Genomic DNA, 20,081 nt, shown 5'->3' with positions numbered 1-20,081 from the left:
ATAGTACAATGAGCGGTCTCGATATCCTCGCCTGGGCTGTTCTGATTATCCTTGTCGGCGTGGTCGTCTTGGTGTTCTGGCTGATGGGCTCGATGCCGGGCTATGTGGCAAGGAGGCGACATCATCCCTGGGCCGAGGCGGTCAGCGTGGCCGGTTGGGTCACGTTGATTTTCGGATTCGTGCTATGGCCGGTGGCGTTGATCTGGGCCTATGTCGACGTGCCGGCGCGACGAACTACGGGACAGCAGCCATGATGATCGCGCTCATGGTGCTGTATCTGGCGCTGCTCTTTACCCTGGTGTGGCTCGGTCTTATCCGATTCAACGCCTTCTGGAAGACGTCGCCGCTGATCGTGCTGTTGCTGCTCAATGTTCTGCTGTTCATCCCGATGGGCTGGGGCGCACCTGAGGGCAAGGCGCTGGTTTACCGCAATTCGGTATCAATCGTGCCCAATGTAGCAGGCGAGGTCGTCGACGTGCCCGTCGCACCAAACACGCCGCTGAAGCAGGGCGATGTGCTTTTCAAGATCGATCCGACGCCCTACGACGCACAGCTGAAGGCGATCGAGGCTCAACTGAAGCTGTCGACCACCCGCCTTGGGCAGATGGCGACGCTCTACGAACGCGAGGCTGGCCGGGGGTTCGATGTCGAGCAGCGCCAGTCCGAAGTCGATCAGTTCAAGGCGCAACTTGAAAACGCGCGGTGGAATCTCGACAAGACCGTCGTGCGCGCGCCCGCCGACGGCTACGTGACGAACCTCGCCCTGCGAAAGGGCGCGCGCGTGGGAAACCTTTCCGTTTCGCCCGTCATGGCTTTCATAGATACGTCCACCACGAACGTCGCGGTCGAAATCGACCAAATCAACGCGCGCTACGTCGCTCCCGGTCAGGACGTGGAAATCGCATTCAAGTTCGCTCCGGGGCGGGTCTTCACGGGCAAGGTGGAAAGCATCCTGCAGGCGGTCGCGACCGGGCAAGCGCAGGTTTCGGGCGCGGCAGTGACGCCGAAGGAAATCACCACCGTGCCTTTCGTCGTCCGTATCGCGATGGACGATCCCGATTTCGCCAGAACGCTTCCGGCCGGGGCCACCGGAACGGCGGCCATCTTCACCGATCATGTGAAGATCAGCCATGTGATCCGCCGCGTTTTGTTGCGGCAAGTCGCCATTCTCGATTACATCAACCCATTCTGAGGTGTCATATGAAAGCCGATGAAAGTGGCCCGAACCGACGAGACGTCCTGCTGGCGGGCACGGCTCTCGCGGCGGCTTCGGCAATTGCGGCGGACGGCACGACGAGCGCCGCGCAGGCGCAACAGCAGCCTGCGCGCACATCGAACGGGCCACCGAATGTCGTCTATTTTCTCGTCGACAATCTCGGCTATGGTGAGTTGGGCTGCTACGGCGGCGGAATCCTTCGGGGCGCGGATACGCGTCGGATCGATGCGTTCGCAGACGAAGGCATCAAGCTGCTCAATTTCGCACCCGAGGCGCAGTGCACGCCTTCCCGATCGGCTTTGATGACGGGCCGGTACGCGATCCGCTCCGGCAATCACACGGTTGCCCTTCCGGGCGAAGAAGGCGGCCTGGTCGCCTGGGAGCGGACGATGGGGGACGTGCTGTCGGCGCGGGGTTATGCCACCGCCTGCGTTGGCAAGTGGCATGTCGGCGAATCGGCCGGACGCTGGCCAACCGATCACGGTTTCGACGAATGGTACGGCCCGCCACGCTCCTGGGATGAATCCCTTTGGCCAACGGACCCCTGGTACGATCCCAAACGCGATCCCGTCAGCAACATGCTGGAGTCCCGTAAGGGCGATCGGACACCGCGAACCGTCAAGCAACTCGATCTCAACGTGCGCCGCGATGTCGACCGCGAACTCCTGACGCGCGGCAAGGCCTTCATGAAGCGGAGCGTCGATGCAAAACGATCGTTCTTCCTCTATTTCAATCACTCCCTGATGCACATGCCGACGATTCCGCGCGCCGAGTTCAGGGGCAAGTCCGGTCAGGGCGACTGGGCGGATTGTCTGCTCGAGCTTGACTCGGATTTCGGCGAGATCCTGGACACGCTGAAGGAACTCAAGGTCGACGACAACACCATCGTCGTATTCTCAGGAGACAACGGGCCTGAGGAGCTGGAGCCCTGGCGCGGTACCCCCGGCTTTTTCGATGGCTCCTACTTCACCGGCATGGAAGGCTCGTTGCGCACGCCCTGCATGGTGCGCTATCCCGGCCGGGTGCCTCCAGGTAAGCAGAGCAATGATATCGTCCACATCACCGACATGTTCACGATAATTCTGCAATGGGCCGGTGCCGCGATGCCGACGGACCGCGTGATCGACGGCATCGATCAGCGCGCCTTTTTCGAAGGAAAGCAGAACAATTCAGCGCGCGACGGCATCCCGTACTGGATGGCCGACACGCTTTACGGCGTGAAGTGGCGCAACTTCAAGATGGTATTCTATCTCCAGAAGACGCTCACTGAGCCGGCGTTGAAACTGTCCACGCCGCACATCATCAACCTGACCGTCGATCCCAAGGAACGCAAGGCGTTCGATCTGCCTTACATTCATTCGTGGACGGCCGCCCACTTCGGTAGGATCATGAAGGACTTTGCGATCAGCGTGAAGCGCGAACCGCTGATCCCGGCCGGAGCGCCTTTGGACTATGTTCCTGTTCGGAAAACCTAGGTGAACATTTCGAAGACGGAGGGGGTGAGATGAAACGACAGAAAATTCTGGGCGCGGCAGTAACTGCCGGGCTCTGCACGCTGATTTCTGCCGGAAGCCCCTCGTCCGCCTTTGCCGACGAAGGCGGTCTCAGCTTCTGGTTGCCCGGCACGTTCGGCAGCCTTTCGGCAACGCCAGCGACACCCGGATGGTCATGGGCGACATTCTACATTCACACCGATGTCGCTTCGGCGGCGGGTGCGCAATTCCCGCGCGGCGGGCGGATTGACGTCGGCATCAGCGGCCGAGGCGACCTCGTTGGGTTCGGGCCGACCTACGTGTTCGCGACGCCGGTGCTCGGCGCCCAGCTATCGGTTAGCGTCCTTGGCATTGCCGGGCGGAACGAGGCGTCCGCCGCGCTCTCGCTGACCGGCCCGTTCGGCAATACGATCGCGCTCAACCGGACGCAGGGTCTGACGTCCGTCGGAGATGTAATCCCGCAGGTAGCGCTGAAATGGAATCGGGGCGTCAACAACTACATGGTCTACGGCACCGGTGACATCCCGATCGGGGACTACGATCCCAACCGTCTCGCCAATCTCGGGATCGGTCATGGCGCCATCGATTTTGGTGGCGGCTACACCTATTTCGATCCCAAGTCCGGCAACGAGTTTTCGGCAATTGCCGGCATGACCTACAATTTCAAGAACACCTACACGCAATACCAGAACGGGATGGATTTCCACGTCGATTGGGGCGCTTCACACTTCTTCGAAAACAAGATTCAGGTTGGCGTCGTCGGCTACTACCTGCAACAGGTAACCGACGATTTCGGCGCCCCTGCAGCATTCGATGGCTTCCGCTCGCGCATCGCAGGCGTCGGCCCGCAAATCGGCTTCCTTTTTCCGGTCGGGGACATGCAGGGATATATCAACGTGAAGGCCTACAAGGAGTTCGCGGCCCAGAACCGGCCCGAGGGCTGGAACACCTGGCTGACCTTCGCGATCTCGCCTGAAGCTCCAAAGCCGATCGTGCGAAAATACTGAGGGCAGACAGGCCACGCATCGGCACACGAGATGACCGACAACGGTGCGCCAGAGCTGCGCCAACTTCGTATCGGGTTTCGCGCCTTACGATAAACTGGATATTCTCGCGGGTCCTCTGTCGATTCAAGCGGCGGAGATAGGGGGCAATTCGCGGATGTTGGTCAGAGGCCGAGCAGCGGCGCGAGAATGCCGAGCGACAGACGCTTGTCAACAACGACGATAACGTCTGGCTCGCGCCCGGCGCGATCGATTGCGATACAGTCCGCTTCAAGGCTTTGACCGTCGAGGACGACCGGGCTTCGCTCGCCGCCGCCTTCGCCACCTCACCAGCTATACCGCACGACGCCTTTGCCGGCGTAGCTGGAAGTGGTGTCGGAGAACTCGCCCTCGAAGGTGGTGGCGAGCGCGAAGCCGTTGGCCCATTTCATTTCGGCGGAGCCGGTAAGCAGCGCGGCCTCGCGGGCTTGTGCCGCGCCGTTGACGACGAAGGATGCGCCGGGCAGCGACTGGAAGGTCGCGGCGATCGCACGGTCGGTGTCGAAGTTATGCGCCCACGCGGCACGGCTGCGCAACGTCAGGATGGCATTGCTAAGCGCGAAGGATTTGTCGGTACGGATGCCGAGTTCGCTGCGTGACGCGGTGACATTCTTCGCGGCGTAGTTCAGCGCGAACAGACCTCCGGTGCTGGCCTGTTCGGCATAGGTCGGCAAATCATAGGTGGTGAATTGCCCGGCGGCATAGGGCGTGATGCCCATCAACGGCGTGGCGATACGGTAACCACCTTCGAGTCGCCCCGAGAAGGCATTCGCGTTGAAGTTGGCGCGCAGCCGCTCGATGCCGCCCGCGCTCACGGTGCGGTCGGTGGTGACGTCCTGCCAGCCATAGGCCAGCGCGCCGCTGAGGTACGCCGCGCCGATATGGTGGTGGACGAACGCACCGGCCTGAAACAGATCGCTGCGGCCGGAGCCCAGTCCACCTGCAACGTTAAAGTTGGTGGCGCCGCCGGCCATCGCAAACCCGACCAGTGTATCCGGCGAGACGCGGTAGTCAGCGCCGACCGCGACACCGTACAGGTTGCTGGTCGCGGTGTTGGAGCCGACGACGCTGTTGCCTGACGTGGTCTGCGAGCCGCCATAGCTCGCCGCCCACACGCTCCAGCGCTGTTCGAAGCTTGGCGCCATCGGCAATGCCTTGCGCGACATCGCGGCATAGGCATTGCGCTCGGCGGCATTGCGGCCATTGCCGCGCGCAGCGTAACCCAGCGCATCGTGGTCCTCAGCCGCGAATGCTGGCGCGCCATTCGATGAGGGGATGCCGTCACCGCGTCCCGCCATGAACGGGTCGGTCATCACGCCCATGAACAGGCTCATGGCGTCAAACGTCGCCTGCTGGGTGCCGGTGGCGGCTTCGCCGGACACTTGCGTCAGCCCCTGCGGCGACAGCGCGCCGAACGCCAGCGGAATGCCGTTGGTGTTGAAGGCGTTCATCACCGCGTTGGCGACGTTATTCTGGTTGGTACTGAAGCCCCCGGGTGGCGGCGCAAAGCCAAATGACAGGTCGAGATAGGCGTTGTTGCTGTCATAGCTAAGCGCGGTCGTGAAATTGGCCGGCAGATTGCTATTGACCACGCCGAAGGTGCCGCTGATCCCACCAGTTGCGGTCAGGATGGTGTAATGTTTGCTGACATTGCTTCCACCAGCATAGCTCGCGTTGACGGTGGCGCCGCCGAGCGTTGCGGCGCCCGTGACATTGGCAAAGGACGACGTCATGGGGCCGATGTTGACGGCATAGGTCGATGTCGGCGAAAGGCCGAGCGTGCCGTTGACAGTCATCGACGATCCCGGCGTACCGGAGCCGGGCGCGAAAATGCCGCCTGCTATCGCGGTGTTACCGACGGTGCCGGTACCCGCCAACGTGCCGCCGGAGTTTACCGTGACGAGACTCGAGGTCTCGATCGAGCCGTTCACCACCAGCGTGCCGCCGTTGACGGTGGTCGCGCCGGTATAGGCGTTGGCGGTGCCCGTCAACGTCAGCGTGCCGGTGCCCTCCTTGGTCAGGGAGGCTCCGACGGCTAAGGGGTTGGGGAATGAACCCTGATCCAGAATCGCCCCTGAGAACGTTGTTGACCGGTTGTTGCCCCCGACCGCCAGATTTTTTGTGGCCAGCTGAAAAACACCGCTTCCCTCTATCGAGCCCAGAGTGATGCCTTGGGCATCGAAAAGATAGGTCAGGTCAACCACGCCATCGTTGATCAATCGTGCCGTACCGCCGGTGCCGGAGTCCCGGAAGGAAACAGTCCCACCGGCGTTGTTGATGATCGTGGCGTTGCCGGCGGTGCTGGTTTGCGCGAAACCCGTGCTGCCTCCGCTGTTGTTGATAATCGTCGCGCTGCCGGCCGTAGCGGTCCCACCGAAAAGCGTGCCGCCAGCGTAGTTGTTAATAATCGTGGCGCTGCCGGCCGTGCTGGCGCCAAGGAATATCGTGCCGCCTCCGTCGTGGCTAGTAATCGTGGCGCTGCCGGCCGTGCTATCATTGAAGGTCAAGATGCCCGCACCAAATACGCCTCCGCTGTCGTTATCAATCGTGGCGCTGCCCGCCGTGCCACTAAGAAAAAAGACTGTGCCAGTATTTTTGAGAATGACGGAACCGCCATTGACGACGATTCCGGCGCCATTGAAATCGAACCGGTGACTGTTCGAAATAAGGTAGTTCGACGCCCCGGCATTGAACGTCCAGCCATCGATAGCGGTGTCAGACGAGGTGGACATCAGGGGGGCGTGGCTCGCGCCGAAAAACGCGGTACCGGTCGGCACCACACCGGTAGACCAGTTGGCGCTGTCGTTGAAATCGAGGGAATGAGGAATATCAAGCCAGGTTGCGTCCGCCGCGTGCGCTGGGTGGTGACCAGCGCAGTCGTGGCCTGCAGGGCAGCACGGCCCGGCGATTGCTCAAAAAATTCATATTTTTTTCTCAAACGGTGTCGGAGAACATGGACCGCAACAAACTGCGTTTACCAATTCTTTAAATCCGCCCTCCGTCCTTTCGAGCGTGAATGCGGCGTGATCTAGACGTGAATTATGCTTGCAAGACACCCGGAGCGGGTGTGGTGTGTCTTCCGGGATACAGTTGTTGTGAGAATGTTGCGCGCGAAATGAAAGACAAAGTGCAGATTCAAAGGTTCGGGCTGTCGCTGCTTGGACGTTTCGAACTGACGGCGCTCGATGGCGTCGTCGTCCACTTGCCGAGCAGGAAGCTGGCGGGACTATTGGCCTATCTGGCCTGCACATCCCGGCCGCAGCCGCGTGAGAGGCTGGCCGATCTCCTTTGGGGCGCTCATTTCGAGGCCCAGGCTCGACAGAATCTGCGCCAGGCCCTTTCCCTGCTACGCCGGATTCTAGGGCACGAAGCGCTCGTCAGCGAAGATAATGCAGTCTCACTCGCGCCCGGCGTGATCGATTGCGACGTGATCCGCTTCGAAGCCCTGGTGGCCGAGGGAAGCCGCGCTTCGCTCGCTGCGGCCGCCGATCTCTACCGGAATCCCCTGCTGACCGACTTGAACATAGCAGAAGAAGCATGGTTGGACTGGCGCAACTCCGAGCGCGAGCGATTGGCAGGGCTGGCGGTCGACTCCATGGTCGGATACGGCCAGCAAGCGCTGCGGGCGGGAAACACGGCGGCTGCGCTCAAGAACGCCAATCGGGCAATCGCGGTGAATGCCTTGCGTGAGGATGCGCATCGGCTGGCGATACAGGCGCTGGCCGCCTTGGGACGCAAGGCCGAAGCGCTCAAGTACTACCAGGATCTCGCGGCGCGCCTCAGGCACGAGCTGAGTACGGAGCCCGATGCGGCAACCCGGCTACTGGTTGCGGAGCTTCGAAGCGCGCCGCCGCCTGACGCGTCACCAACGAGCAATGAACTCCATCGCAAAATGCACGGGACTTCCGGGGGGAAGACCGGCACAGAGACCACTGCGGCACGCGTCGATAATGCCACAGCTGAAGTTGTTGTTCGCTCCAACTCTTTTGAGCAGCGCCAACTGACGATCATGGTTTGCAATCTGATCGGCCCCACGAGCTATTCGGAGAATCTCGATCCCGAAGACATCCACGATCGGATCGCCACCTTCCAAAAAACGGCCGCCGATGTCGCAGCCCGGTTTGGCGGGTTTGTAGCCCAGTATCAAGGCTACGGCGTGCTGGTTTACTTCGGCTACCCCGCTGCACACGAGCACGATGCAGAGCGTGCCGTACGCGCCGGTCTTGCTATCCTCGATTCAATCGGCAAGGTGGCTGCATTTCCCGAAATGCAACTTCGAGCCAGTGTCGGCATTGCCACCGGGCTCGTCGTCGTTGGTGAAACGTCGACAATCGACGATAACTGCCACCATATCGCAACCGGTCAGACGCCAAACCTCGCGACCCGGCTCCAGACCCGTGCGGCGTCGGGCGACGTCGTTATTGCGACCAGTACACAACGGCTCCTCGGAGGGAGGTTTGACTGCCGCGAGTTAGACCCCATTGAGGTAAAGGGGCAGCCGTATCCGATCGAGGCATGGCAGGTGCACGGCGAGAGGACAGATGTCAGCCGATATGAAGCGCGACACGGAGCCGGACTGTCTCCGCTTGTCGGTCGCCAAGAAGAGGCCGAATTGCTGTTGCGCCGCTGGAATCAGTCCAGGTCCGGTGAGGGGCGTGTCGTAGTCATCTCGGGTGAGGCTGGCATTGGGAAGTCGCGTATCGCTGAAAACATGGTGGCCATATGCGAAGCTGGATCGCATGCTTGCTTTCGTTATTCCTGCTCGCCCCATCATACGGATAGCGCGCTCTTTCCATTCATTGTCCAGATCGAACAGCAGGCTGGCTTCAGGCCTGGCGATAGCGACAGCACCAGGCTTGAGAAACTCGAGGCATTGCTCAAGCCGACATCGGCAAATTTGCCACGCGACGGGGCGCTCTTCGCGGAGTTGCTGAGCTTGCCAATGGACGGGCGCCATCCGGCACTGAAAGCCAGCCCGCAACAGAAACAGGAGATGACTCTCGGCGCGCTCCTCAACCGGCTCAAGGATGCAGCCACACGAGCGCCGCTTCTGATCGTGTTTGAGGATGCTCACTGGATCGACCCGACATCGCTGGACCTGCTCGGACGAATGGTAAGCAGCGCAACCCAACTGCCGTTGCTGCTGATCGTGACGTTCCGGCCGGGATTCCAACCGGACTGGGCGGATCAGCCGCATGTAACGGCGCTGCCCTGGGCCCGAACGATGGCGCCAAGATCATTCGCAGCATTACGCTGGACAAAGCACTCCCCGACGCCGTTGCCGCGCATATCCTGTCGCGCACTGATGGCGTGCCACTATTCATCGAGGAACTGACGCAGACGCTGCTCGATAGCGGGCTGTTACGTGAGAGCGTTAAGAGCTACGTCCTGGATGGGCCATTGCCGCCACACGCTGTCCCGACGACACTGCACGCATCCCTGGTGGCCCGCCTCGATCTGCTTGGTTCGGCGAAGGAGGTGGCCATGATCGGCGCCGCAATCGGACGGGAATTCTCTCACGAACTGATCACTGCGGTGTCGGACTTGCCTCCCTCCGACCTCGATGCTGCGCTCGCACAACTGACGGCTTCCGGCCTCATCTTGCACCGTGGAACACCCTCGGAAGCAAGTTACCTGTTCAAGCACGCACTCATACAGGATGCTGCCTATGTCACGATGCTCAAGAGCCGGCGACGACAGCTGCATGCGAGTATCGCTAAAACACTGATCGAACGGTTTCCGGCGTTAGTCGAAAAGCAACCGGAGATGGTCGCGCGCCATTTCACCGAGGCCGGGCTTGTCAGCGAGGCAATCAGCTTTTGGGTCAAGGCCGGGCGGCACGCATATGCACGCTGGGCCAACCGTGAGGCTGCCGGATTCTTCGATCATGCGGCACGTCTTCTCGAGAAGCTGCCCGAAAGCCGGGAGACACTCGAGCAGGCTATCGATCTTCGCTTCGATCTGAAAACATCGCTCATTCCGCTTGGGCAGTTCAAACGCATCGTCAGCTATCTCCATGAAGCCGAAGTCTTGGCCAAGCGCCTCAATGATCAACGGAGATCTTGCCTGCTTTCCGTTCATATGTGTCAAACCCTCGGACTCGGTGGGAATTCAAAAGACGCAATTGCGTTCGGTCAAACCGCGCAGAGCCTTGCCGAACTATCCGGGGATATTCCGCTTCAGGCAGCGGCGGCTCTCTTTCTCGGGACGGCCTGCTTTTCGACGCTGAATTTTCGATCGGCCGAGGAGCACTTTCTGAAAGTCTTGGAACTTCTTGATGGCGGGTTGAGCCTCGAACAATTTTCACTTTCCGGGATTCCCGCGGTAACAGCCCACAGTTATTTGACTCGCATCTACGCCGATCAAGGCGGGTTCGAGCGTGGGGTTGTTCATGGCGAGGAAGGCGTTCGCCTCGCCGAAGCGGTTGACCATCCATATAGCCTGGCCATCGCTTGTTGGTGTCTCGCCGATCTCATGATCACCAGAGGAGAACTCGGCCACGCCATCGGTCTATTGGAGCGTGGGTTAAAAGTAACTCGCGAATGGAACCTGCCGTTCCTCGCTGCAGGGAGTTCCGGGAGCCTGAGTTACGCTTACGCGCTGCAAGGACAAACTGCTGAAGGCCTCCCGTTGCTGGAGCAAGCGCTGAGCGTTTTCGAGAAAATGGGGCATCAATTTGCCCTTTCGCTTTTCCTGATACCCTTGGGTGAAATGTATATGCATGTTGGCCGGCCTGCACGCGCTCTTGAAGTTGCTGAGCGCGCCTTGGCCATCGCCCGCGAAAGCGGTCAGCGTAGCGGCGAGGCGGGCGCACTTCGTCTTCTTGGCGACGTATCGGCGCTGGAGAATTCTCCCGAGATTGCTGAGAATCACTACCGGGATGCGCTGGCACTGGCGGCGGAACTCAAAATGAGTCCGCTCGTCGCGCGCTGCCATCACGGCCTCGGAAAACTATACCTGCGCACAGGCCAACCGAATCAGGCCCATATCCAGCTTGACACTGCGAAAACGATGTACCGCGGAATGAACATGCTGTTCTGGCTTGAGCAGGCCGAGGCCGAGTTTCGCCGATCATAGCGGCTTTTGAATCCACCGGCCGGCGGCGATTGACCACTCTTTTTGACAGTTTCTACGGGAGAAGCTGGAGATCATCCGGCTCGTCGAGCAGGCGCACCTGCCGGCACGCTGTACGCTGGAGAAACTCGGTATACCTCGCGCCACCTTCCACCTCTGGTATGACCGGCTCCTGAGCGGCGGTGTCGATGCCCTCGAAGACCGCCGCCCACGGCCGAAGCGGGTTTGGAACCGCATTCCCGAGGAGGTGCGCGAGCGGATCATCGAACTGGCCCTCGACAGGGTCGGAGCTATCACCGCGCGAGCTGGCGGTGACGTTCATCGGCGCCGAAAGCTATTTTGTCTCCGAGGCCTCGGTCTTCCACTTGCCGGCGACATAGACTAAGAGACCCCAATATTTCTTTCGCTCAAAATGACAGCATGATCCGTCTCGACAACGTCAGCAAGCAAGCCGGCCACCAGATCCTTTTCATCGAAGCCTCCGCAGCGCTCAACAAGGGCGAGAAAATCGGCCTCGTCGGTCCGAACGGAGCCGGCAAGACCACGCTGTTCCGGATGATCACAGGCCAGGAACTGCCCGACGAAGGGCAGGTCTCGATCGATCGCGGCATCACCATCGGCTATTTCAGCCAGGACGTCGGCGAGATGTCCGGCCGCAGTGCCGTGGCGGAGGTGATGGATGGAGCGGGACCCGTCAGCGTGGCCGCCACCGAGCTCCGCGAACTCGAGGCCGCGATGGCCGCCCCGGATCGCGCCGACGAGATGGAGGAGATCATCGCGCGCTATGGCGAGGTGCAGCATCGTTTCGAGGAGCTCGACGGCTATGCGCTCGATGGCCGGGCGCGCGAGGCGCTGTCAGGCCTCGGGTTCAGCCAGGAGATGATGGAGGGCGACGTCGGCGCGCTCTCTGGAGGCTGGAAAATGCGTGTGGCGCTGGCGCGTATCCTCCTGATGCGCCCCGATGTCATGCTGCTCGACGAGCCGAGCAACCATCTCGATCTCGAAAGCTTGATCTGGCTCGAACATTTCCTCCGAGATTATGAAGGCACGCTGTTGATGACCTCGCACGATCGCGAGTTCATAAACCGGGTGATCGCCAAGGTCATCGAGATCGACTCTGGCTCGCTCACCACCTATTCCGGCAACTACGAGTTCTATGAGCAGCAGCGTGCGCTGAACGAGAAGCAGCAACAGGCGCAGTTCGAGCGCCAGCAGGCGATGCTCGCCAAGGAGATCAAGTTCATCGAGCGCTTCAAGGCGCGTGCCTCGCATGCGGCGCAGGTCCAGAGCCGGGTGAAGAAGCTCGACAAGATCGAGCGGGTGGCGCTGCCCCGGCGCCGCCAGACGGTCGCATTCGATTTTCCGCCAGCGCCGCGCTCCGGCGAGGATGTCGTCGCCTTGAAGAACGTCCACAAGGGGTATGGCAGCAAGCAGATCTATGGCGGGTTCGATTTCATGATCCGCCGGCGCGAGCGCTGGTGCGTGATGGGCGTCAACGGAGCCGGCAAGTCGACGCTGCTCAAGCTGGTGGCTGGTGCGAGCGAGCCCGACGCGGGCACAGTGGCCGTCGGGGGCAGCGTCAAGATGGGCTATTTCGCCCAGCACGCCATGGATCTGCTCGACGGTGACCGCACGGTGTTCCAGTCGCTGGAGGATGCGTTTCCGACCGCGGGGCAGGGTAGCCTGCGCGCACTCGCCGGCTGCTTTGGCTTTTCCGGCGACGACGTTGAGAAGCGGTGCCGGGTGTTGTCGGGCGGAGAGAAGGCGCGGCTGGGGATGGCGAAGATGCTGTTCGATCCGCCGAACTTCTTAGTGCTGGACGAGCCGACCAACCATCTCGATCTCGCGACCAAGGAGATGCTGATCACGGCACTGTCGGACTTCGAGGGCACTATGCTGTTCGTCTCGCACGACCGACATTTCCTAAGCGTCCTCTCCAATCGCGTGCTGGAGCTGACGCTCGATGGCATCCACCAGTATGGCGGCGGCTACACCGAATACGTCGCACGCACCGGCCAGGAAGCGCCGGGGCTGCGCAGCTGACGCCGCGATCCGGGCGCGTGATAATTGCCGGTCCTTCACAGGCTGCTTCCGTTGTTGTTTGCAAAGCCTGGACGGGGTTGTCGCCGCGTGGGCATCCGTGATGCGTGTCCCCAGATAGGTGCGACAGGCCCGGTACTTAGCTTTGTTGGATGGCGGGCTCGAAAATAGTCGACGATCGCTTGCTTGAGCCCGGTCGGACCGATGTTGACCAGTTTCAGTTGATAACCCTGTGAGGGTAGTGCAGGTCACGGTAACGAGAAAACGATCGATCTCTAAACGCTCGTAGACCTTGCTCTGGCGTTCAGGGCCCGAATGACACCGGATCAGGCCATAGCCTCGTTGGGCTGCCGGCTCGGGGCCGATCATCTGTCGATAAGACGGACGCGCCCGAGCGTAGCGCATGGTGACGGCCCGCCAGTGGGGGCCGTCACCATCAGTCGTCAGAATACGATGGTGCTGCGTACGCCAAACAGGGCGCCGCTTTTGACGGGCGATGCAGGCGCGAGGGTATGCGGCACATGGCCCCCAGGATGCACGATATATTGAAACAAGGGCTGCACCGCCAAGCCCGGCACAATCTGTGCTTGATAGCTGAGTTCGAACGTCATCTCGTAATCCCGAAGCGGCTGGTTCACCCCGGAAAACGCGATGGTGTCGCGGTCGAGAGCGCGTGCCTGGTCGGAGATATGGACATAAATGAAGGAGGCGCCAAATTTATCGTCAGGCCGGCTTGGCAGCATGCCCGAGAACACGGTTCCGCCGTCGAGGTAGAAGTCGACCAGATTACGATCAGACGGCGTTGCCGCGATACGGCTGAATACGCTCACACCGCTGTCAGGTTCGCCGCCTTCGGGCCGGTAGATTTGCTGATCGACGATGCCATAGATGCCGCTGGTGCCGTGAAACAATCGCGCCGTTCCGCTGCTCAACGGATTTGCCATTGAGACGCCGGTGTCGTCGAACCGCTGATCCTCGAACTCCCCGAAATGGTGCCACGCGCCGAGCCGCAAGATCCCCGCCAGGCCCTTGGCATCCTTGTCCTGATTGTACCGGTACTGGATCTCGCCCATCAGAAGCGGCGGATCGCTCATCCGGAAATTCGTGCCATGACGATTGACCGTGGCCTGATCGCCAGGGTCGCCATTGAACAGTGCGGCCAGCGCCGTCCAGTTCTCGGTCGGATCAAACTTCAGCCGAACGCCGGGCGTAGCAAGAGGATAAGCAGGGCCGCCGCTCGGCAGGTTGGCGCCGGTAATGGTCGGCCAATCGCTGCTGATGAACATCTTGCTGTATTCACTGATGAAGAATTCGGCGTCGGCGGTGATCTGACCAGCCCTGACGCTGAATCGGTCGTTAAACAGCTTCTGTTCGAGCCAGAACTCCGACAGGCGCGTCGACGGGGTCGCTTCGATGTTGCTGATCGTGATCAGGCTTTCCAAGTGCTGATCGCGGGCGCCCGACGTTCGATGCGTCTGAAACGCATTGGAGAAGAAGCTCAGCCCATTCCAGCCGATGAGCTTCTCCAGGTCGGCCGCCACGAAACCTTCGAGCTTGCCTTCGTAAAGCCCGCCCCGCCGAACGCCGCCTGACGGATTGCCCAGCACTTCACTGGTGTAGCTCAGGCCATGGGTAATTCCGCGCGTCGCAAACCATCTGTGCGTTCCTGTCGGGTCGCCATTGGCTGGCAAGCTTGTGGCGATCGAGGGCGAGGGGATGCCGTCCGGGTTCTTGTCCCTGTCCTCGCCGACGGCGGGGCCTGCCACGAACAGCGCCGCCGCCAAAGACACGGTCGCGGCCAGAGGTTGTCGCCAACGCAATTTCTGCAAGTGCGTCTGAATTGCAATAATCGTCCGCATTGCTCCCGGATCGATCGTGCAACGCATCACCTCGTAGCCCCACTATTGCGAGTTTATCGCAATAAGGAATTGCACGCCGCTCCTGGTGAGTCAATATTATTGCAACTAAGTCGCAAGTGCAGGTAAAGGCTTTCGCCGTCGGCGTCTTATGAAAATTGCGGAAAAAGTGTAACAAGCTCGAACGCTGATCGTAGGCAAGCCACGACCGGCGCCACCTCAGAGGGCGCTGATGAATTCGAAACTGGACGAAGAGTTTGAGCGGGTATGCCGTGACAAGGGTTTGCGTCTGACGGGGCCACGCCGCGTCATTCTCAATGTGCTGACCAAGGCCACGGATCACCCGGACGCGATCGAAGTGCACCGGCGCGCAAGTTTGATCGATCCCGGCATCGCCATAGCGACCGTTTATCGTACCGTGCGGCTACTCGAAGATTCGGGGATTCTCGAAAGCCACGCCTTCGGCGATGGCCGGACCAGATACGAGCCGGCGGATCGCGAGCATCACGACCACCTGATCAATATCGAGACCGGCGATGTGATCGAATTTCGCTCGGATGAGATCGAGCGGCTGCAGGAAGAGATTGCGCGCGCTCACGGCTTTGAGATCGTCAGTCACCGCTTTGAAATCTTCGTCAAACCGCTGAAAACGGGCAAGCGAAAGAAGGAGTCACGCAGCAAGCGGTGAGGGCTGTCCTGTCGATCATTCATGACGCCGCATTGTCGACAAGAACGATCCTTCGAAGGTGATCGGCCGTTTGCACGAGCCGCAACTGCGTCGCATGCGAAACGAAAACCAAAGAACAATCGTCGCGGCGGATCTGTCGCCATGCCCCAGCGCGACATGGGTCTTGCCGGTGCCGGAGTCGCCGAGCGCGATGACGTTCTCGCGGCGCAGGATGAGCTCGCCGCGCGCCAACTCGAGCACTAGCCCCGCAGACTGACATCACGGGCTGGCGCGTTTTTGCCTTTAAATTGAGCGATTTGATCGCATTCGGCAGGCACCGACGCTGCGGTCTTTCCCAAGTCCTTGAAATTCCTCGTGCGGAAATCTGGCACGGCTATTGCTGGATACTTAACAAGCGCAACGCAGCGCCACGAATTTGCGTCCAAGGGCGGACGCAAAATCTGTTGGCAGGGTCGCCACAGAATACCGTCCGGGTCCGTCTCCGTGGCGGCCGTTTTGTTTTTTCGCCCAATGCGGGCAGCAGAAAGGACGAACCGATGCACCAGGACACGCTTGATTTCTCCGACGCCGCCAAGTGCATCCTGATCTTCTGGTGCCTGTTCGCCTTCAGCGCCTTGGGCTTCGTGCATTCCACCACCAACATGACGCTCTTCTCCATCGCCCTGCTGGGCCAGCACCCCGACCTGATGAGCGTGGGTGGCATGTTTTACAACCTGCTCTGGGTCACGCTGGGCAATGCCATCGCCGGGTTCTGTGTTCATAGGCGCGGCCTACTGGACGGCCATTGGCAAAGCGTCGACATCCACCGCCGCCGGCGCGATCCCCGCCACTGTCGCTGCGGAGTAGGCACGCCATGAACATGATCTCCGACTCGCGCGAACATCTGGTCGTCATCGGCAATGGCATGGCGGGCATGCGCACTGTGGAAGAGCTGCTCAAGCTGGTCCCCGGCCGCTTCCGCATCACCGTGTTCGGCGCTGAACCGCACGTGAACTACAACCGCATCATGCTTTCCGGTGTGCTGGCGGGTGACAAGACGGTGGAGGAGATCGTCATCAACAGCCGCGAATGGTACGCGCAAAACGACATCGCCCTGATCACGGGTGATGCCGTCACGCGCATTGATCGCGGCGACCGCATGGTGCATTCCGCGTCAGGACTGTCGGTGCATTATGATCGGCTGCTGGTGGCGACCGGCTCAAGGCCGGTGGCACCGCCGATCCCCGGCCTGAGTTTGCCGGGTGTCTGCGCCTTCCGCGATATTGCCGATGTCGAGACCATGCTGGCGGTCTCGCGCGAACACAGGCGCGCCGTGGTGATCGGCGGCGGCCTGCTAGGCCTGGAAGCGGCCTGGGGCCTAAAGCAGCGCGGCATGAAAGTGGCGCTGGTCCATTTAATGCCCACGTTGATGGAACGCCAGCTCGATGCGGCGGCGGGCCAGATGCTACAGCGTGACCTGGATGGCCGTGGCATCGCCTTTTTCACCAACGGCCAGACCGAGGAGATCGTCGGCAAGCACCGCGCCGAGGGCGTGACGCTGGCCGATGGGCGTTTCGTGCCGGCTGACCTTGTGGTGCTGGCCGTCGGCATCCGCCCCAACATAGACTTGGCCAGGAACGCCGAGTTGGAGGTCAATCGCGGCATCGTCGTCAGCGATGACATGCGGACTTCCGATCCCGCCATTTTCGCGGTGGGCGAATGCGTCGAGCATCGCGGCAAGGTCTTCGGCCTGGTGGCTCCGATCTGGGATCAGGCCAAGGTCTGCGCCGCGCGCATGGCCGGTGACGAGAACGCGCTGTTCGTGTCGCGCGACATCTCCACCAGCCTCAAGATTACCGGTGTGGATGTGTTCTCGGCGGGGGCGCTATGCGCCGCCAGCGAGCACGATGACGAGATCACGCTGCGTGATGACCGCCGGGGGATATACAAGAAGATCGTGCTGCGCGACGGCAGGCTGGTCGGCGCGGTGCTGTACGGCGATGTGACGGACGGCCAATGGTACCTGCAGCTGATGCGCGACAAGGAGGATATCTCGGCTCTGCGCGACCGGCTGGTGTTCGGCAAGGCGCTGGCGGGTGCCAGCGTATCGGCTGAACCGGATTACGCGTCCATGCCTGACGATGCACAGATCTGCGGCTGCAACGGCGTGTGCAAGGGAACCATCGTTTCGACGATCCAGGCCAGGAAGCTCACGTCCTTAAGCGAGGTGCGCGCACATACCAAGGCATCGGCTTCCTGCGGCCAGTGCACCGCGCAGGTCGAAGGGCTGTTGGCCTTTGCCGTTGGCGGTGCGGTGGAGAAGAGAAAGAAGACGGTGTGCGAATGCACCGACGCCGGCCATGACGAGGTGCGCCGGGCCATCCTGGCGGAAAACCTCAAAACCATGGAGGCGGTGCGCGACCGTTTCGGCTGGAAGAATCCGGAAGGCTGCGCCAAATGCCGTCCGGCGCTGAACTACTATCTGCTCTGTGCCTGGCCGGGCGAATATGCCGATGACGCCCAGTCGCGTTTTGTCAACGAGCGCGTGCACGCCAATATTCAGAAGGACGGCACCTACAGCGTGGTGCCGCGCATGTGGGGCGGGTTGACCAACCCGAAGGAACTGCGTGCCATCGCCGATGTCACCGAGCATTTTAATATTCCCACCGTCAAGGTCACGGGCGGGCAGCGCATCGACCTGCTCGGGGTGAAGAAGGAAGACCTGCCCGGCGTGTGGAAGATGCTGAACGAAGCGGGCATGGTGTCTGGTCATGCCTATGCCAAGGGTCTGCGCACGGTGAAGACCTGCGTCGGCAGCGAATGGTGCCGTTTCGGCACCCAGGATTCCACTGGCCTGGGCGTGAAGCTGGAAAAGCTCACCTGGGGCAGTTGGACACCGCACAAGACGAAGATGGCGGTGTCGGGTTGTCCGCGCAATTGTGCCGAGGCTACCATCAAGGACATGGGCGTGGTCTGTGTCGAGGCCGGCTATGATCTTGTGGTCGGCGGCAATGGCGGCGTTGACGTGCGCGTCACTGACAAGCTGGTGCAGGTGAAAACGGAAGAGGAGGTGTTGGAATACGCTGCCGCCTTCATGCAGCTTTACCGTGAGGAAGCGCATTATCTAGAGCGCACCGCGCCCTGGATCGGGCGGGTGGGTGTGACGTATGTGAAACAGCGCCTGGTGGAGGATGAGCCCGGGCGCAAGGCCTTGCAGGCGCGCTTCCTGCGCTCGCAGGAAGCAGCACAGGTGGATCCATGGAATGAGCGGGTAAAGGGGGCGCAAGCGCACGAATTCCAGCGCCTGCCCGAATTGGCGAGGACGTGATGAGCACCTGGAAGAATATCGGGCCGCTGTCCAACATTCCGGTGCGTGGAGCGCGGCGGCTATGCGTGAAGCATCTGGGCAAGCCGGTGGCGGTGTTCCGCACCGGCGAGGACGATATCTTCGCGCTGGTGGATGAATGCCCGCATAAGCAGGGGCCGCTATCGGAAGGCATTGTTGCCGGCCGAACCGTTAGTTGTCCGCTGCACAATTGGGTGATCGGGCTGGACGACGGCCAGGCGCTGGCTCCGGACCAGGGCACGGCCCAGCCGCTGTCGGTGCGGGTGGTGGAGGGCGATGTCTATGTCTATCTGCCCGCAGCGCTGGGGGCAGCGGCCTGAATGACGTCGCTCGCCAACATGCGGATCATGGTGCCGGAAAGCCGCGAACTGGATTTGTTCGCCGCCATGCTGGAAGCGGAAGGGGCAACGGCGCTGCGCTGCCCGCTGGTCAAGATCCTGCCATTGCACGACACGGCGGAGCCGGATGCCTGGATCGACAGCGCCATCCGCGGCGAGTTCGACGAACTGATCCTGCTGACGGGCGAAGGGTTGCGCCATCTTCTGACGATCAGCGGCGCACGGCGCGACGGCTTCATCGCGGCCCTGAAGCGCATGCGACTGACGGTGCGCGGACCGAAGCCCACGCGGGCGTTGCGCGAGATCGGCCTGTCGCCGGATGTCACCGCGCCTGTTCCCACTTCGGAAGGCGTGCTGGAAACCTTTGCCGGGGCCGATCTGTCAGGTCGCCTGATCGGGGCCCAGTTGTATCCGGGTGGTGGGGCAGAGAAGATGGTAAGCGCCTTACGTCGGCAGGGCGCGAAGGTCTTTCCCGTGACACCCTATCGCTATGCCTCGGAAACCGAGATGGCGCAGGTGGCCGATTTCATCCACGAGCTGGCAGCCGGGAGAATGACCATGGTCGCCTTTACCGCCTCGCTGCAGATCGAGCGCCTGATGTGGGTGGCCAAGGAAGCAGGGCTGGAGGCCCAGTTGAAGCTGGGCCTGTCACGCACGCCAATCGCCTCGGTGGGGCCGGTGATGCAAAAGGCGCTGCAGAAATACGGTTATGAGGCGGCCGTGCAGCCGGAAAACTCATACCATCTCAAGCCGCTGGTGCGCGCCATCGCCCGCTGGCGCCAATCTCAGTGAAGAGCAGATCATCGCGGCGCTGGCCGAGCACGAGGCTGGGCTCAAGACAAAAGAGCTTTGCCGTAAGCACGGGATCAGCGATGCGAGTTTTTACAACTGGAAGGCCAGGTTTGGTGGCATGACGGTGCCGGAGACGGAGCGTCTGCACACGCTCGAAGATGAGAACCGTCGCCTGAAGAAGCTGCTGGCTGAGTCGGTGAACGAGACTTAACTTGC

15 protein-coding genes and 2 pseudogenes are annotated in these 20,081 nt (G+C 61.3%); 14 read left to right on the top strand and 3 right to left on the bottom strand.

The features are described from left to right. The first annotated feature begins 8 nt into the window (after nucleotides 1-8). From NHAM_RS15260 to NHAM_RS15245, 4 genes are read left to right on the top strand one after another with little or no spacing between them, the layout of a single operon-like run. Nucleotides 9-254, top strand: a complete 246-nt coding sequence (locus NHAM_RS15260) for a DUF3302 domain-containing protein (protein ID WP_011511400.1) — start codon at nucleotides 9-11, stop codon at nucleotides 252-254. Next, a complete protein-coding gene (locus NHAM_RS15255) occupies nucleotides 251-1,192 on the top strand; it encodes an HlyD family secretion protein (RefSeq protein WP_011511399.1) in 942 nt (313 codons plus the stop codon). Before NHAM_RS15260 ends, NHAM_RS15255 begins: the two co-directional genes overlap by 4 nt. Nucleotides 1,193-1,200: 8 nt before the next feature. After that, nucleotides 1,201-2,691, top strand: a complete 1,491-nt coding sequence (locus tag NHAM_RS15250) for an arylsulfatase (protein ID WP_011511398.1) — start codon at nucleotides 1,201-1,203, stop codon at nucleotides 2,689-2,691. Between the two features lie 29 nt (nucleotides 2,692-2,720). Continuing rightward, nucleotides 2,721-3,716, top strand: coding sequence for a SphA family protein (locus NHAM_RS15245; protein ID WP_011511397.1), 996 nt, complete (start codon nucleotides 2,721-2,723; stop codon nucleotides 3,714-3,716). A 323-nt stretch (nucleotides 3,717-4,039) separates the two neighbouring features. Here the strand turns inward: NHAM_RS15245 and NHAM_RS15240 are convergent, their stop codons facing one another. Further along, entirely contained in the window at nucleotides 4,040-6,484 is a 2,445-nt protein-coding gene (locus NHAM_RS15240; protein ID WP_011511396.1) for an autotransporter outer membrane beta-barrel domain-containing protein, read from the bottom strand. 497 nt (nucleotides 6,485-6,981) lie between these two features. Here NHAM_RS15240 and NHAM_RS28295 point away from each other — a divergent pair, with 497 nt between their 5' ends. The 4 genes and pseudogenes from NHAM_RS28295 (at nucleotide 6,982) to NHAM_RS15225 (ending at nucleotide 12,869) form a co-directional block, all read left to right on the top strand. Then, a complete protein-coding gene (locus NHAM_RS28295) occupies nucleotides 6,982-9,087 on the top strand; it encodes an AAA family ATPase (protein WP_245269912.1) in 2,106 nt (701 codons plus the stop codon). Further along, the gene (locus NHAM_RS28290; protein WP_245269911.1) at nucleotides 9,063-10,829 is read left to right on the top strand and encodes a tetratricopeptide repeat protein; all 1,767 of its coding nucleotides are present in this window, start codon (nucleotides 9,063-9,065) and stop codon (nucleotides 10,827-10,829) included. Before NHAM_RS28295 ends, NHAM_RS28290 begins: the two co-directional genes overlap by 25 nt. Nucleotides 10,830-10,887: 58 nt before the next feature. Continuing rightward, nucleotides 10,888-11,194: pseudogene (locus NHAM_RS25070) on the top strand (helix-turn-helix domain containing protein); the annotation flags it as partial. A gap of 52 nt (nucleotides 11,195-11,246) precedes the next feature. Next, nucleotides 11,247-12,869 (top strand): ABC-F family ATP-binding cassette domain-containing protein, encoded by a 1,623-nt coding sequence (locus NHAM_RS15225; RefSeq protein ID WP_011511395.1) that lies wholly within the window; start codon nucleotides 11,247-11,249, stop codon nucleotides 12,867-12,869. Nucleotides 12,870-13,309: 440 nt separating this feature from the next. Here the strand turns inward: NHAM_RS15225 and NHAM_RS15220 are convergent, their stop codons facing one another. Beyond that, nucleotides 13,310-14,656, bottom strand: a complete 1,347-nt coding sequence (locus NHAM_RS15220) for a carbohydrate porin (RefSeq protein WP_245269910.1) — start codon at nucleotides 14,654-14,656, stop codon at nucleotides 13,310-13,312. 298 nt (nucleotides 14,657-14,954) lie between these two features. Between NHAM_RS15220 and NHAM_RS15215 the strand changes: the two genes are divergently transcribed. Further along, nucleotides 14,955-15,410, top strand: a complete 456-nt coding sequence (locus NHAM_RS15215; protein ID WP_011511393.1) for a Fur family transcriptional regulator — start codon at nucleotides 14,955-14,957, stop codon at nucleotides 15,408-15,410. Nucleotides 15,411-15,425: 15 nt separating this feature from the next. On the opposite strand, the gene NHAM_RS28910 is transcribed toward NHAM_RS15215, so the two are convergent. Further along, nucleotides 15,426-15,650: an ATP-binding protein gene (locus NHAM_RS28910; RefSeq protein ID WP_041358211.1), complete on the bottom strand. Its 225-nt coding sequence runs from the start codon at nucleotides 15,648-15,650 to the stop codon at nucleotides 15,426-15,428. A gap of 296 nt (nucleotides 15,651-15,946) precedes the next feature. Here NHAM_RS28910 and NHAM_RS15205 point away from each other — a divergent pair, with 296 nt between their 5' ends. The 5 genes and pseudogenes from NHAM_RS15205 to NHAM_RS15185 all read left to right on the top strand — a co-directional run. Continuing rightward, on the top strand, nucleotides 15,947-16,267 hold the full coding sequence (locus NHAM_RS15205) for a formate/nitrite transporter family protein (protein WP_041358209.1): 321 nt from the start codon (nucleotides 15,947-15,949) through the stop codon (nucleotides 16,265-16,267). A 2-nt stretch (nucleotides 16,268-16,269) separates the two neighbouring features. Continuing rightward, nucleotides 16,270-18,717 carry a nitrite reductase large subunit NirB gene (gene nirB, locus NHAM_RS15200; protein WP_198137043.1) on the top strand — a complete coding sequence of 816 codons (2,448 nt, stop codon included), beginning with the start codon at nucleotides 16,270-16,272 and terminating at the stop codon, nucleotides 18,715-18,717. Then, on the top strand, nucleotides 18,717-19,055 hold the full coding sequence (nirD, locus tag NHAM_RS15195) for a nitrite reductase small subunit NirD (RefSeq protein WP_011511390.1): 339 nt from the start codon (nucleotides 18,717-18,719) through the stop codon (nucleotides 19,053-19,055). Before nirB ends, nirD begins: the two co-directional genes overlap by 1 nt. Continuing rightward, a complete protein-coding gene (locus NHAM_RS15190; RefSeq protein WP_011511389.1) occupies nucleotides 19,056-19,865 on the top strand; it encodes a uroporphyrinogen-III synthase in 810 nt (269 codons plus the stop codon). It begins immediately after the preceding gene. After that, nucleotides 19,816-20,064 (top strand): annotated as a pseudogene (locus tag NHAM_RS15185) (transposase); the annotation flags it as partial. The gene NHAM_RS15190 and the pseudogene NHAM_RS15185, both read left to right, overlap by 50 nt. Nucleotides 20,065-20,081 lie beyond the last annotated feature (17 nt).

Source organism: Nitrobacter hamburgensis X14, from assembly GCF_000013885.1.
GTDB lineage: Bacteria > Pseudomonadota > Alphaproteobacteria > Rhizobiales > Xanthobacteraceae > Nitrobacter > Nitrobacter hamburgensis.
Note: the sequence above shows the minus strand (reverse complement) of the source record. Positions and strands in the feature narration are given on the sequence as shown.

Bases quoted from the DNA above. Each gene is read 5' to 3' on its own strand.
- NHAM_RS15225 (WP_011511395.1), top strand. From the start codon at position 11,247: ATGATCCGTCTCGACAACGTCAGCAAGCAAGCCGGCCACCAGATCCTT.
- NHAM_RS15250 (WP_011511398.1), top strand. From the start codon at position 1,201: ATGAAAGCCGATGAAAGTGGCCCGAACCGACGAGACGTCCTGCTGGCG.
- NHAM_RS15255 (WP_011511399.1), top strand. From the start codon at position 251: ATGATGATCGCGCTCATGGTGCTGTATCTGGCGCTGCTCTTTACCCTG.
- nirD (WP_011511390.1), top strand. From the start codon at position 18,717: ATGAGCACCTGGAAGAATATCGGGCCGCTGTCCAACATTCCGGTGCGT.
- NHAM_RS15245 (WP_011511397.1), top strand. From the start codon at position 2,721: ATGAAACGACAGAAAATTCTGGGCGCGGCAGTAACTGCCGGGCTCTGC.
- nirB (WP_198137043.1), top strand. From the start codon at position 16,270: ATGATCTCCGACTCGCGCGAACATCTGGTCGTCATCGGCAATGGCATG.
- NHAM_RS15205 (WP_041358209.1), top strand. From the start codon at position 15,947: ATGCACCAGGACACGCTTGATTTCTCCGACGCCGCCAAGTGCATCCTG.
- NHAM_RS15260 (WP_011511400.1), top strand. From the start codon at position 9: ATGAGCGGTCTCGATATCCTCGCCTGGGCTGTTCTGATTATCCTTGTC.
- NHAM_RS15240 (WP_011511396.1), bottom strand. From the start codon at position 6,484: ATGTCCACCTCGTCTGACACCGCTATCGATGGCTGGACGTTCAATGCC.
- NHAM_RS15215 (WP_011511393.1), top strand. From the start codon at position 14,955: ATGAATTCGAAACTGGACGAAGAGTTTGAGCGGGTATGCCGTGACAAG.
- NHAM_RS15190 (WP_011511389.1), top strand. From the start codon at position 19,056: ATGACGTCGCTCGCCAACATGCGGATCATGGTGCCGGAAAGCCGCGAA.